The following is a 13,336-nucleotide window of genomic DNA, read 5'->3' as shown; positions in this document are numbered from 1 at the left end:
TTTAACTTGTTATTGGCCTAATTTGTTAAATACAATTCAATTATCATGTGAATACTATGGTTAACAATCTTTTATGAAAAAATAAATAATAAATTTAAAGAATATCAAAGAACCCCCTACCAAGTTAAGAAAAGTGCAATTCAATGATGAAAAATAATTACAAAATATAAAATAAGTCTAAAAATAATTCGCATAAAAAATACTAAATAGTTTTATAACTAAAAAACCAAACTCGCCACATTCACTTATACAACAGACAGTTGCGAACCACTCTGAATTTAATCAATACTCATAGAGAATGTATTTATATGAAAGCATTTTGTGTAATTATAAATTAAAATTAGCCATTCAATTACTGACTTCGGTAATACAATAAAAAAAATAATTTATATGTGAATATTATTTTGCCTCATCACGACAGAAACGATAGCATGCCCTCCCATAATTCAATAGTAATGATATATACCATAACAAGTGAAGGCGCTAAGACGCTATTTATGCATTAACCTTTAGCAATCGGTTGCAGTAATACATTCACGATGATTGCACAACAGACAGGAAAATAGGGAATGTCTATGATGTCAGGAAAACACTCTGCAGAAACCCATCACGCGGCGAGAAAACGCTGGTTAGATTCTCATGATACGGGCTATCACAAAAGTATGGGCCGACGTCATATACAAATGATAGCGATCGGTGGTTCTATTGGTACTGGCTTATTTTTGGGCACCGGTGCTCGCTTGCAAATGGCTGGCCCAGCATTAGCCTTGGTTTATTTGGTCTGTGGTATTTTCTCTTTTTTCATTCTCAGAGCACTTGGTGAACTGATTTTACACCGCCCCTCCAGTGGCAGCTTTGTTTCTTATGCCCGTGAGTTTCTCGGCGAAAAAGCCTCATATGTTGCTGGATGGATGTATTTTCTAAACTGGGCAATGACCGGGATAGTCGATATCACCGCCGTTGCTCTCTATATGCATTATTGGGGAACTTTTTCTGATGTGCCCCAATGGTTATTTGCATTAGGCGCACTTTCAATTGTCGCTACCATGAATATGATTGGCGTGAAATGGTTTGCAGAAATGGAGTTCTGGTTTGCATTGATCAAAGTCGCCGCCATTTCCATATTTCTGATCGTGGGCGTGGTGTTTCTCGGTACTGGCCAAAGTGTTGGCGGGCACCCGTCAGGTATGCATCTGATTACTGATAATGGCGGATTTTTCCCGCACGGATTACTCCCCGCACTGATATTAGTTCAAGGTGTTATATTTGCTTTTGCCGGTATCGAGTTAATTGGTACTGCCGCCGGGGAATGTAAAGACCCGGAAAAAATGCTGCCCAAAGCTATCAATAGTGTGATTTTACGCATTGGTCTGTTTTATGTCGGCTCCGTAGTGCTACTGGTATGCTTGCTGCCGTGGAATGCCTATCAGGCGGGACAAAGCCCTTTCGTAACATTTTTCAGTAACTTAGGCGTTCCATACATTGGAACAATTATGAATATTGTGGTGCTATCTGCCGCCCTTTCCAGCCTAAACTCCGGTCTCTACTCTACAGGACGTATTCTGCGCTCATTGTCGATGGGGGGATCCGCACCGAAATTCATGTCGAAAATGAGTCCCCAATCTGTTCCTTATGCCGGGATTCTGGTCACTGTCGGCATCTATGTCTTCGGAGTATTACTCAATTATCTTGTTCCCTCACAAGTATTTGAAATTGTTTTGAATATTGCATCATTAGGGATTATTAGCTCATGGGCATTCATCATTGTGTGTCAGATGAAATTACGTCAGGCAATTAAAAAAGGAACAGCTAAACCTGTCGCCTTCAAAATGCCCGGCGCTCCCGTGACCTCCTGGTTAACATTATTCTTCCTGGCAGGTGTATTAGTGATGATGGCGTTCGACTATCCGAATGGCACCTGGACCATTGCAGCTTTACCGGTGGTCGCTATATTATTGGTCATTGGTTGGTTTAGTTTGCGTAAACGCGCCCGCGAAGTTGCCGAAGATCCCATTGATATCCCCCTCAAAGAGGGTAAAGCAAAAATAGTACAGCCCGCTGAGTTACATCAGCAAAAATCAGCTAGCTAGAGACTGATACTCAGTCTGTGGGGTGATAAATAAACCACGGACTGAGTTTAATACGGACAGGGTAAAAGTTTATATCAAGCATCTGCTGAAAAGTGAGACGTAAACTTATTTACATCTATAGTAACTTTCTTTCACTCTGCCCGGCCCCGATTAAATCAGTGACAGAGAGTAAATTCGTGAAAACTCACCCCATGGGTGATAACCCACTCCGGTAAAGGTAAATCCATATTTTTCATAGAAACCAATATGGTCAGTACATAAATGTAATTCGTCGAAACCTAATTGTTTGGTCTCTTCAGCCAGGTGTTTTATTAGCAGCGCACCATAAGTATGGCCGCGAAAGTGTTCTTCAATATAGAGAGCACACAGCCAAGGGTACAAGTCCATACGACTGATGAAATCATTAGTAATCAGGCCGACACCACCAATAATCTCAGAATTGAACTCCATTAAATACCATTGCGGTAACGGATTTTTTGCACCAATACATTGAGTAATACAATCTTGATAAAGCATTTTGGTTTCATCCGTGGCCCACTTACTTTGAAAGTAATGAATAGCTTTATCTTTATATTCTAGCTGATTTCTCACCGAGATAATCTTTATCATAAAATTATACCTGCCATCGATGTGTAATTGCTATTTTTGGTAGAGATCCCAGCGATTACCGTATATATCTTCAAATACGACCACCATGCCATAGGCTTCTTTGCGAGGACCTTAACAGAAAGTCCCTCCTTTTGACTTCATTAATTCATAATCACGCCAGAAGTTCTCGGTCTCAAGGAAAAGGCATACCCGCCACCACACTGATTGCCAATAAATGTCGCTTGCATGATGATGGCATTCGGGATGTTTATATTTATGCTGCAAACCGTCCCCTATCAAGATTTTCAGCATCAAATGGCATGGCGTCACCCGTCCAATGCGCGTATTGGCAAGCGACCAAGTAGCCAATTTTTAGGGCCGGACGAGGAGTCAATTACTCTATCCGGCGGGGTAGCAAACTGGCTTAATACCCGCACCACCGAAAAACCAGAGGTAAAAGTAAAACGTAAGCGCAAACGTAAGACGACCAGCCCCACCAAGCCCAAACAACCAGAAGAGAAACAGGGCGAATACTTGATTGGCACCGATGAAAATGTGCTGACATTACGCACCACTTACGCCAGCAAACACAATGCACAGCGAGCGGCCAAATCGAATTGGGAACGGCTGCAACGGGGCGCGGCGAAATTCTCTATCCAACTTGCGAAAGGGCGCGCAGATCTCTACCCAGAAGTACCGGTTAAAGTGATTGGATTCAAAAAACAGATTGATGAAGCTGATTGGACGCTGGTCACTGTGACCCATTCAGTGAGTGACAGTGGTTTTACCACCGCGCTCGAGCTTGAAGTGAAAATAGATGATCTGGATATGGAATGATAATTTTTAATCAATAATCACGCATAATTATCATTAACACCGACCCTAGTTGGGATGATACTGGAGTCCGGATCATGTTCAATTGCCCTTTATGCCACAGCGCAGCCCATACCCGCAGCAGCAGCCAAATCACCATCGAAACCAAAAAGCGCTATCACCAGTGCATTAATGTGAATTGCGGTCATACCTTTGTGACGATGGAAAGTTTTATGCGTTCAATATCAAAACCCGGCGAGATTAACCCTGTGTTACCCCACCCACAAACCGGCGGCCAGGTTGTTATGTTCTGACGGCTGGAAATAAATTTATCTGCCCTGCTCTCATCCCGCTTTTGCGGGATTTTTTATGGCAGCAAAAAAACGATGCTGCCACCCTGCTGCCATTTTGCTGCCACTTGCCAAATCTCAGGCACAAAAAAACCGCCTCACGGCGGTTAACGACATACTCATACTACTTTGTTTTACTTATACTATTTTCCATGGTGCCCGGGGCGGGACTTGAACCCGCACAGCCATAAGCCGAGGGATTTTAAATCCCTTGTGTCTACCGATTTCACCACCCGGGCTCTGGAAAACTGGAGGCGCGTCCCGGAGTCGAACCGAGGTAGACGGATTTGCAATCCGTAGCATGGCCACTCTGCCAACGCGCCTTATTCTTCTTTGCCTTACTGCTGAGGTTCGCTTATAGCCAACCTACTAATTTGGAGCGGGAAACGAGACTCGAACTCGCGACCCCGACCTTGGCAAGGTCGTGCTCTACCAACTGAGCTATTCCCGCAACATCAGAACTTACTGATTTTTTTGCTATCTTTCGACATTTGGTTGCTGCCGTCTGATGCGATGCATTCTACTTACCTGACGCGATGAGTCAATAAAATTATCTGACTAATTCGTTCGTTTGCTGCTTTTTCCGGCGCTTCGATCAAGGTTCGAGCAAATCTTTCCAGGCAGCGTTTAAATATTGAAACATTGACCAAAATGTCAGTACCGCGGCAATGTAGAGTAGAACAAAGCTCGCAAGCTCAATATTGTGGTCAGGACGCCAAAGTAACCCAACTAATGAGCCCATTTGAGCAGTTGTTTTTACCTTACCAATCCATGAAACCGCAACACTGCTGCGTTTACCAATTTCAGCCATCCATTCCCGGAGAGAGGAAATGATAATTTCACGGGCAATCATGGTCGCTGCCGGCAAAGTAATCCACCAGACATGGTAATATTCAGCAACCAACACTAATGCGATGGCCACCATAACTTTATCCGCAACAGGGTCAAGAAAAGCCCCAAAACGGGTTGTTTGCTTCCAGCGGCGGGCTAAAAAGCCATCGAACCAATCGGTTGCTGCTGCAAACACGAAAATGATGGCACAAACCATCGGAGCCCATACGAATGGCAGGTAAAACGCCAAAACGAAGAATGGGATGAGTACAACACGAAACAGGGTAAGCCAAGTCGGTATATTCAATTGCATAATGCTACGATAACTATCTGGCTGGTGTGGATATTATGAGTATGGTGCAACATTAGCTTCAGTGTTTCAATGCATTGTAGATTTTTTCTGCCAATGCTTGTGAAATACTCGGCACTTTTGCAATTTCCTCGACGCTAGCATTAAGTAAAGGTTGCAGTCCCCCCATATACTTCAGCAGTATTTGCCGCCGTTTAGGGCCAACTCCCTCTATCATTTCTAATGCACTAGTATTTTTTACTTTTGAACGACGCTGCCTATGCCCAGTTATTGCATGATTGTGAGAATCGTCACGAATATGTTGAATTAAATGTAATGCAGGAGAGTCTGGCGGCAATGAAAAGCCCTCCCCTTCAGCTGCCAGAAACAATGTTTCTAGCCCTGCTTTTCGGTCACTTCCTTTAGCAACCCCAACTAATAGCGGTTTTTGCTTGTCCCACGTAACATTTAGTGAAGCAAAAACGTCAAAAGCTTGGGATAACTGACCTTTACCACCGTCAATAAAGATAACGTCGGGGATCTTTTTATCATCTAATGCTTTGCCGTATCGGCGTTTCAGCACTTGAGACATAGCCGCATAATCATCACCCGGCGTGATACCACTAATATTGTAGCGCCTATATTCCGAACGTACAGGACCATTTGCGTCAAATACCACACAAGATGCTACCGTCTGCTCTCCCATCGTATGGCTGATATCAAAACATTCCATCCGATTTATCTCATCAAGATTGAGAATCTTAGCCAACTCTTTCATTCGTTGATGGATAGTTGATTGCTGCGATAACCGTGTCACCAGTGCTGTTGAAGCATTCGTCCGAGCAAGCTTGAGGTAACGAGCTCGATCACCACGAGGACGACTTTGGATCTGAATTTTTCTTCCCGCCAGTTCAGAAAGAGAGGATGCCAACAGATCCTTTTCCTCAAGGGTGAAATCTAACAAAATTTCACCTGGGAGCGTACGCCCTTGGCTTCCTTGTAAGTAAAACTGCCCGACGAATGTCTGAACAACTTCACTCAATTCAGTTCCAGCAGGAACCTTGGGGAAATAACTTCGGCTTCCCAGAATCTTTCCCTGCCGAATAAACAACACATGTACACAAGCTAATCCAGCATCAAACGCTACCCCGATGACATCGAGATCTTCACTGTCGCCGGAAACAAACTGCTGCTCCGTAACGCGCCGTACCGCTTGTATTTGGTCACGAATACGCGCCGCATCTTCAAAATGAAGCAATCGACTGGCATCTTCCATGCGTGAAATCAATTGCGTCAATACTTGTTGGTCTTTGCCTGAGAGGAACAAACGCACATAATCGACCTGGCGCTGATACTCTTCTTCAGTCACTAATCCGGTAACACAGGGCCCAGAACAACGGCCAATTTGGTATTGCAGACAAGGCCGCGAGCGATTGCGATAAACACTGTTTTCACATTGTCTAACAGGAAAAAGCTTTTGTAATAATGCTAAAGTTTCGCGAACGGCATAGGAATTTGGAAATGGCCCAAAATATTCCCCTTTCTCATGCTTTGCACCACGATGAATCGCCAGACGAGGATGCTTATCTGCACTGAGGAAAATAAGTGGATACGATTTATCATCCCGCAACAACACATTGTAACGGGGCTGATAAAGTTTGATGTAATTATGCTCAAGTAAGAGCGCTTCCGTCTCCGTATGAGTGACGGTTACATCAATCTGGGCAATATTCTTAACTAAGGTTTCCGTTTTACGGCTCGCAACCTGAGCACGGAAATAGCTGGTCAGGCGCTTCTTGAGATCTTTCGCTTTGCCGACATAAATAACTGTTCCCGCCTTATCATACATGCGGTAAACACCAGGTTGGCTGGTGACAGTTTTCAAAAACTCTTTAGAATCAAAACAATCAGTCACTATTTGATAACGTCTCCGCGTTAAACAGCCCATGGCGGATAGCCAAGTGGGTCAATTCAACGTCACCACTAATATTAAGCTTACTAAACATCCGGTAACGGTAACTGTTCACCGTTTTTGGGCTCAGATGAAGTTGTTCCGATATCTCATTCACCTTCTGGCCTTTCGTTATCATGAGCATAATTTGTAACTCACGCTCAGATAAACAACTAAAAGGTGTTTCCGTCGAGGGTTCCAACTGCCCCAACGCCATTTGCTGTGCAATATCTGAGGCTATGTAACGTTGCCCCGAATGAACAGCACGGATAGCAGTCACTACATCCTGAGGTGCCGCACCTTTACTTAAGTACCCACAGGCACCCGCCTGCATAACTTTCGCGGGTAATGGATTCTCAGTATGAATAGTCAACATGATAACTTTAGTATCCGGAGAGAAGCGTAAAATTTTACGTGTAGCCTCCAACCCGCCGATGCCGGGCATATTCATATCCATCAATACGATATCAACAATATGGCTGCGGCACCATTTTACCGCATCTTCACCACACTGCATCTCATCCGCTACTTTGATACCCTTGATGTCTTCAAGAATGCGTCGTATCCCTGCGCGCACCAGTTCGTGGTCATCAACAAGAAGAACGCTAATCAAAGAAAATTCTCCAAAAATAAGGGAGTAACCTAATCACGCTTTACTTACAGTAATGATATTACTTGTTTTCGGGCAAAGAATGAATACAGAATAATTGCAAATTCATATCTATATCGTTTGACAGATATTGTTTTCATCAACATTTTTACTATGTACATAAAATTTCAGATGTATCAATTAATGACAAGATAAAAAAGAAAAGTTTTTTTAAGATTTTTCTTGTGGTTATCTATTCGTTCATAAAAAAATAATTTTCACCCTCAGAAAAGTTATTTTTATGCCAGCAAACACAACATATTGATACAACTAACAATCAGATAATTTTGTTCTATTTTTAAGTATAGGAATTATTCTTATTTTTTTATTTATTATTGATCTTTTATTCACTATGAAAATGCGTGATTTTTAACACAATTTACCCATTATAAGAAAATATGGACATTATGAACTTAATTAAGTTAATCCATCCAGCACGAATAGAGACATAGATTGGCCACAGCATCAGCATAAATACTCTCTTGGCTTGTGGCGCTCATTGAAGATTGCGCACATGTTATCAAAGCTAATCATCAGTTTATGATATAATACGATAACTGTTTAATAATGCCGCTTATGTTCACTGTCGTGCGGGTCTACCTGCATCCATCTTGTCCACAAGCAAGCGACTACTTCAGGAAAAAAAATGAGTAATCCAGACTTTACCACTTCTGCTGATCCAGAAACTTTAGCCAATGAAGTTGCATGTTTGAAAGCTACTGTAACCCTGCTGCTAAAAGCGATCGGCCAAGCCGATGCGGGGAAAGTAATCTTAAATATCGAACGTTCCATTGCCGATATCGAAGACACTGCTCAAGCTGAAGTTTTCGCCAATACACTGGCTCAAATTAAAAGCGGCTATCGTCAATAGCAGCAAGTGACAGCCTGTAATATCCCTATGCAGTCATGCTGCCGATATAGAAAATTCTTTTTCTTTCATCGAAATATACTCTATCGGCAGCTTATTTTATGGTCGTTCGAGACAATGATGAGCCTATTACTTAAAGCATTAATCGGTGCCAGCGTTGTGGTGTTAATTGGAATATTATCGAAAACACGTAATTACTATATTGCGGGCTTGATCCCATTGTTTCCAACGTTTGCGCTTCTTGCGCATTATATTGTCGGCAGTGAACGTAGCATCGAAGCATTGCGTGTAACAATTATTTTTGGCTTATGGGCAATTATTCCTTACTTTATCTATCTGATATCACTTTATTTTTTTCTTGACCACCTACGTTTATCCATTGCGTTAAGTGCCGCTGTTTTATGTTGGATTATTGCAGCCTGGATACTCATATCAGCCTGGAGTCAGTGGCACAGTTAACGGCGGCTATGTTATAAACCTCGTCTAATCAGCGTAATAGCAACAAAACAAGGGCATGAATAGCCAGCATTATTACAGAAAAAGTCAGGTTTAAATTACTGATTGACTTTGATCTCACCTCATCAGACGGCTCATCACTGACCTGAATTTTTCTGATTTTGTAAATCCAGTAGCCACCAAGCACCACAAAAAATAGTGCTAATGATACCGCCAACAGAGGATAACCCCAGACCAAATACTCGCTTAGTCCTGCAACAACAAACCAAATAATGACGAAGACCATGATTAATCACCTAACGTTTTTGGGGTATACAAGGTTAACTCACATCATATTATTGCAAAAACTCTTTTTGTACCCAAAGGCTCACACTCCCCCCACTTACTGGGAATACCGCCTCACCAGAATCATCTGTAGTAATAATAGCCGGATGATTACCTAAAAAATCAGCAAACTCTTTATTAGCTAAGTCTTCCCCAAGCGTGATTACTTTCTTATTTTCCGCACCATTAGAAAGAATAACAACACAGCCGGGGTCTTCCTCTGTGCCAGCTCGCACAAAAGCAATACAATTCTTATCATCAAAATAGTCACTTTGTGCACCATGTGCGAAGCGCTTTCTAGCTTGAATTAATTTATCTAACTCCGCAATGATTGGCATTTCTATTTGATAAGTCCCGCCATCATCCCCAGTATCTTCATAGCTAGTACCAAATAAATCAGGATAAAATACGCATGGTATCCCCTGCTCACGAATTAAAATTAATGCGTATGCTAGCGGTTTAAACCAAGGCTCGACTGGCGCTTCTAGCGATTGGAGTGGTTGAGTGTCATGATTTGCCACTATAGTGATGGTATGCATTGGATCGGCTTCAATTAATGTCCCACTGAACACTGGTGTAAGATCAAAATCCTCACCTTGATTTGAGGCTTCGTGAAACTTGTGGTGTAAAGCGACATCAAACAGCATTGCCAAACCTTCCACCCGTTCCAGATATTGTTGTAACTTTGTAATATCAGGAGACCAATATTCCGCGATAATCAGCAAATCATGATCCGCTTTATTTTGTACGTGCTGAATCCATTGTTTAAAGAACCATGCAGGAATATGCTTTACTGCATCCAAACGGAAACCATCAATGGGTAGTGTTTCTAACAACCATTCCCCCCAATACTTTAGCTCCTCTATTACTGCGGGGTTACGAAAATCAATATCGGCTCCCATTAGATAATCAAAATTACCTAACTCATCGTCAACTTCGGTTCCCCAACCTTCATTGCTATAATCATTTATAATCTTAAAAATACCTTCACCTGCCGGATCTTCAATATGGTCAACGCCATTAATGCACTGCTTATCCCAAATAAAGGAGGAATATATTTCATTACGGCCCGGAAAAGTAAATCGGGTATAAGCCTGGGTATCGATAACCTCATCGTCAATGTCAGTACGGTTTTCAATATTGACGTTATGGACACTTACCGCTTCTTTTTCATCAGCACCCATTTTATGATTGAATACAACATCAAAAAGGATTTTGATATCCACTTCCTTTAAGCGATTAATTGCATTCACAAGCTCCTCTTTATTTCCGTATTTTGTCGCCTGAGTCCCCTTCTGATCAAATTCACCTAAATCAAATAAGTCATAGGTATCATATCCGACAGAATATCCACCCGAGGCTCCTTTATAGGCTGGAGGAAGCCAAACATAATTAATCCCAAGTTGACTAATATGCTCTGCTTGCTCAGCGACCTCCTGCCATAGCTTACCTCCGTCAGGATAATACCAATGAAAGAACTGAAAAATAGTGGGGTTTTTCATAGGCTTGATACTCCATTTTACCGTTATCTCATAGTATGGCTCACTTTATAAAATTTGGGCGGGCAATAAGGTAATAGACTGTGTATTTCTTTTACTAATGGGATAATGTAAGCCTTATCTATCATTGATTTAGGGGTATTCAGATTCCTATTATTCTCTTATAACAGCTGGCTGTTAGCTGAAAGCACGCCTTTTGCTTAACTAGATATTTTTTATGGAATAATATAAATGACGCAAAATATTTATGATAATCAGGACGTTTTTTCAGGTTACGCCAAACTTAGTCGTTCAATTGATGGATTGGATGGTGCTCCGGAGTGGCCAGTAAATGGCTATCAGGCTGAAGGGAAACGGGTAACAGATTGGTTGGCTAAGAGGGTTATCAAACAGCATAGAACCTTAGGAAATTATATTAATATTTTGATTAAGCATGGTTTTATTATTACACATTTAGAAGAATGGGGCCCAACAGCACAACAAATTACAGATTGGCCTGCATTGGATGAGGAAAAGGAGCGCCCTGAGGTTGGGATTTTTATTTTATACAAATTCTTCAGCAATAGATTATCGACCGGTCTTCCATGGAAAATCGTTCCTTGTGAAACACCATCTTTATCTATTAAAGGATACTTATCAAAAAACCAAGCTTGAAAATATGATTGACCATCAAAAGCATGTATTTCAATTGATGTTATACGGTCTTGCAATAGCTCTACTTTGCGGTCATGCTGTTGAAAATCTGTTTGAAACTCAGCAGTAGGCGCTGGGAGTTCTCCATCAAATCGCCCTTCAACGAAAATTTTTTTTAGTAACGCCAATAAGGATTTGTATTTATCATTTGCATAAATAAACTTTGATTGATTATCTTTTGCCCCCCAAGGTTCAGAGCTTAGCGCAAAAAAATGTATTAATAATTTGAGAGCGTCGTATAGATTTTCATTCATTCAATTCACCTTTTAGTATTAGGATTATATTTTAATTATTAATTAAATAATAAATTACTCATCTTGTCTTTATACTTAAGTCGTGATTATTTAATTATTAAATAGCGGTTACCATCAAATGTTCAGGCCATTTTTTACTCTGCAGACTAAAAGGATGTTTGGCATGATAAATTTTTCAAATTTTGCTGGAAATAAAATAAAAGAAGACCCTGTGGTGGGTATATCAATTATAGAAATGTTTAAGAAAGAGGGGTTACAGGCCTATGGTACAATAATTGATCAAGGAAAGTATGTTGTCTGCCATAGTCATACTGAGGGTGAAGAATGGTATATCATCCTTTCGGGAGAGGGTTCAATTTGGACAGCAGACGTTATAGAGGGTATTTTAAAAAATCACCGAGAAGATAAATTTAGCAAAGGTTCTGTATTTTGCATTTATCCCAATACTGCACATCAACTCATCGCAAAAACAACGGTAGAATTCGTATTCTTATGTCCAGAATCGCATATTACCGATGACAGATATATGTTTGAAAATATTTTTAGGTAAGATGATCAACGAATAAAAAGACTTTCCGGATCAGTGCTGCATCAACCTTGAACTTGAAGTTCCACTATTAGATACAACATATTGATAAATATTGAAAATAAACTTCAAGATGAAGAATTAAACGTCTTGATGTCGCCACCATGAAGCAACGGAGGTGGCGCAATTCCCTATCAATCTTCTACACACATTGAGCATCGAGTTAATTGCTGTTTTCCTGTTGCCTTTGATATATCAGCAAGTCTAGTTCGGGCGCTTTCCCCGAAACGCGTGACAACATCGCATGAACCTGCCCTCGATGATGGGCCTGGTGATTGAACCAGTGAGCCAAAGCAGACCAGATAATCTGCTTTTTCAGCTCTGGCGTCGAAGCCCGGCGATAGGTGATAGTGGTACTCAGGTCGGCTTCCGACAACCCCACGATAAAATCAACGATCTTCTCATCTTCTTCTTTCCGTGCCAGTCTTAAACCAGGCAAATCGTTGTCGAATAGAATCTGGTCCAAACAATACCCTGTTTCAGGTAATGCGCTTAACCGATGCCTCCATATCCGGTCGGTCACGAGTAGGTGATTTAGCGTTCCCTCGATAGATCCAAAGAAAGCACCACAATCGTTACGATAGGCATCTGAGCCAATCTGTCCAACACAGGAATACAAACGCTCATTCGCCCATGCGTTGTATCCTGCCAGAATGTTGAAATGTAATTTGAGTGAACTCATAAAGTTATCCGTAGTACAGAACAGTCGACTTAAACCCAATCATCCCGAAGATACAGATGTGAGTTTTTGAAAATTATCGTTAATGCGACTTGCGCGCTTCCCCGCGATCACTTGGCAGGGTATGTCTGAAAAATTCGGTTATCGCCACCCGGAGGCTTTTGCAGAGACAAAATACCGGTTGTTCCGAACATATTTATTCATCCACCGCCCAGTCATGCACCAGTGAAACCCGGTGATACAGCGCAGAACAGTGGTCTCATGAATGAACTGTGATTGAGCAATCATGGCCGTTGACCAGCCCTGAGCAGACCAAAGCACAGAACGAATCCTGTCGCAGACACGGCGGTTACGACTTTGTCGGTGCTGAATCTCAAGGACTGCAATTTGTTCAGGTGAGAGTCTGATGTTCATGA

The 13,336-nt window shown here is 41.7% G+C and carries 14 protein-coding genes, 3 tRNA genes and 3 pseudogenes; 8 read left to right on the top strand and 12 right to left on the bottom strand.

Annotated elements, in window-relative coordinates:
* Positions 1 to 575 precede the first annotated feature (575 nt).
* Positions 576 to 2,090: an L-asparagine permease gene (gene ansP, locus DXZ79_RS09025; RefSeq protein ID WP_038639570.1), complete on the top strand. Its 1,515-nt coding sequence runs from the start codon at positions 576 to 578 to the stop codon at positions 2,088 to 2,090.
* A 150-nt stretch (positions 2,091 to 2,240) separates the two neighbouring features.
* Here the strand turns inward: ansP and DXZ79_RS09020 are convergent, their stop codons facing one another.
* Positions 2,241 to 2,699, bottom strand: a complete 459-nt coding sequence (locus DXZ79_RS09020; protein ID WP_120011223.1) for a GNAT family N-acetyltransferase — start codon at positions 2,697 to 2,699, stop codon at positions 2,241 to 2,243.
* Between the two features lie 30 nt (positions 2,700 to 2,729).
* Positions 2,730 to 2,923: pseudogene (locus DXZ79_RS20930) on the bottom strand (VOC family protein); the annotation flags it as partial.
* Between the two features lie 70 nt (positions 2,924 to 2,993).
* Here DXZ79_RS20930 and DXZ79_RS09010 point away from each other — a divergent pair.
* On the top strand, positions 2,994 to 3,515 hold the full coding sequence (locus DXZ79_RS09010) for a phage tail protein (RefSeq protein WP_425330480.1): 522 nt from the start codon (positions 2,994 to 2,996) through the stop codon (positions 3,513 to 3,515).
* A 74-nt stretch (positions 3,516 to 3,589) separates the two neighbouring features.
* Positions 3,590 to 3,805, top strand: a complete 216-nt coding sequence (locus DXZ79_RS09005; protein WP_050291775.1) for an ogr/Delta-like zinc finger family protein — start codon at positions 3,590 to 3,592, stop codon at positions 3,803 to 3,805.
* Positions 3,806 to 3,994: 189 nt separating this feature from the next.
* On the opposite strand, the gene DXZ79_RS09000 is transcribed toward DXZ79_RS09005, so the two are convergent.
* From DXZ79_RS09000 to uvrY, 6 genes are all read right to left on the bottom strand, one after another.
* A tRNA-Leu gene (locus tag DXZ79_RS09000) sits at positions 3,995 to 4,080 on the bottom strand.
* A gap of 10 nt (positions 4,081 to 4,090) precedes the next feature.
* Positions 4,091 to 4,164, bottom strand: a tRNA-Cys gene (locus DXZ79_RS08995).
* A gap of 52 nt (positions 4,165 to 4,216) precedes the next feature.
* Positions 4,217 to 4,292, bottom strand: a tRNA-Gly gene (locus tag DXZ79_RS08990).
* 144 nt (positions 4,293 to 4,436) lie between these two features.
* Positions 4,437 to 4,985 carry a CDP-diacylglycerol--glycerol-3-phosphate 3-phosphatidyltransferase gene (pgsA, locus tag DXZ79_RS08985; protein WP_038633627.1) on the bottom strand — a complete coding sequence of 183 codons (549 nt, stop codon included), beginning with the start codon at positions 4,983 to 4,985 and terminating at the stop codon, positions 4,437 to 4,439.
* A 58-nt stretch (positions 4,986 to 5,043) separates the two neighbouring features.
* Positions 5,044 to 6,876 carry an excinuclease ABC subunit UvrC gene (uvrC, locus tag DXZ79_RS08980; protein ID WP_050291776.1) on the bottom strand — a complete coding sequence of 611 codons (1,833 nt, stop codon included), beginning with the start codon at positions 6,874 to 6,876 and terminating at the stop codon, positions 5,044 to 5,046.
* A complete protein-coding gene (gene uvrY, locus DXZ79_RS08975) occupies positions 6,869 to 7,525 on the bottom strand; it encodes a UvrY/SirA/GacA family response regulator transcription factor (protein WP_038633633.1) in 657 nt (218 codons plus the stop codon). Before uvrY ends, uvrC begins: the two co-directional genes overlap by 8 nt.
* 682 nt (positions 7,526 to 8,207) lie before the next feature.
* Between uvrY and DXZ79_RS08970 the strand changes: the two genes are divergently transcribed.
* Entirely contained in the window at positions 8,208 to 8,432 is a 225-nt protein-coding gene (locus tag DXZ79_RS08970; protein WP_038633636.1) for a DUF2594 family protein, read from the top strand.
* A gap of 117 nt (positions 8,433 to 8,549) precedes the next feature.
* Complete coding sequence (locus DXZ79_RS08965; RefSeq protein WP_050291805.1) at positions 8,550 to 8,888, top strand: GlpM family protein; 339 nt, start codon at positions 8,550 to 8,552, stop codon at positions 8,886 to 8,888.
* A gap of 28 nt (positions 8,889 to 8,916) precedes the next feature.
* Here the strand turns inward: DXZ79_RS08965 and DXZ79_RS08960 are convergent, their stop codons facing one another.
* Both DXZ79_RS08960 and amyA read right to left on the bottom strand, forming a co-directional pair.
* Positions 8,917 to 9,171: a hypothetical protein gene (locus DXZ79_RS08960; protein ID WP_038633638.1), complete on the bottom strand. Its 255-nt coding sequence runs from the start codon at positions 9,169 to 9,171 to the stop codon at positions 8,917 to 8,919.
* A 49-nt stretch (positions 9,172 to 9,220) separates the two neighbouring features.
* Entirely contained in the window at positions 9,221 to 10,711 is a 1,491-nt protein-coding gene (gene amyA / locus DXZ79_RS08955) for an alpha-amylase (RefSeq protein ID WP_120011222.1), read from the bottom strand.
* A gap of 303 nt (positions 10,712 to 11,014) precedes the next feature.
* On the opposite strand from amyA, the pseudogene DXZ79_RS21175 reads away from it, so the two are divergent.
* Positions 11,015 to 11,260 (top strand): annotated as a pseudogene (locus DXZ79_RS21175) (SAM-dependent methyltransferase); the annotation flags it as partial.
* On the opposite strand, the pseudogene DXZ79_RS08945 reads toward DXZ79_RS21175, so the two are convergent.
* Positions 11,233 to 11,655, bottom strand: a pseudogene (locus DXZ79_RS08945) (PAS domain-containing protein); the annotation flags it as partial. The pseudogenes DXZ79_RS21175 and DXZ79_RS08945 overlap by 28 nt on opposite strands.
* 163 nt (positions 11,656 to 11,818) lie before the next feature.
* Between DXZ79_RS08945 and DXZ79_RS08940 the strand changes: the two are divergent.
* Positions 11,819 to 12,205 carry a cupin domain-containing protein gene (locus DXZ79_RS08940; protein WP_038633644.1) on the top strand — a complete coding sequence of 129 codons (387 nt, stop codon included), beginning with the start codon at positions 11,819 to 11,821 and terminating at the stop codon, positions 12,203 to 12,205.
* Between the two features lie 199 nt (positions 12,206 to 12,404).
* On the opposite strand, the gene DXZ79_RS08935 is transcribed toward DXZ79_RS08940, so the two are convergent.
* Positions 12,405 to 12,923: a DinB family protein gene (locus tag DXZ79_RS08935; RefSeq protein ID WP_038633646.1), complete on the bottom strand. Its 519-nt coding sequence runs from the start codon at positions 12,921 to 12,923 to the stop codon at positions 12,405 to 12,407.
* A 269-nt stretch (positions 12,924 to 13,192) separates the two neighbouring features.
* On the opposite strand from DXZ79_RS08935, the gene DXZ79_RS21115 reads away from it, so the two are divergent.
* The gene (locus tag DXZ79_RS21115) at positions 13,193 to 13,327 is read left to right on the top strand and encodes a hypothetical protein (RefSeq protein WP_261369766.1); all 135 of its coding nucleotides are present in this window, start codon (positions 13,193 to 13,195) and stop codon (positions 13,325 to 13,327) included.
* The last annotated feature ends 9 nt before the right edge of the window (positions 13,328 to 13,336 follow it).

The sequence above is a fragment of the Yersinia rochesterensis genome (genome assembly GCF_003600645.1).
Classification (GTDB): domain Bacteria; phylum Pseudomonadota; class Gammaproteobacteria; order Enterobacterales; family Enterobacteriaceae; genus Yersinia; species Yersinia rochesterensis.
This window is presented reverse-complemented; position numbering and strand designations above follow the sequence as displayed.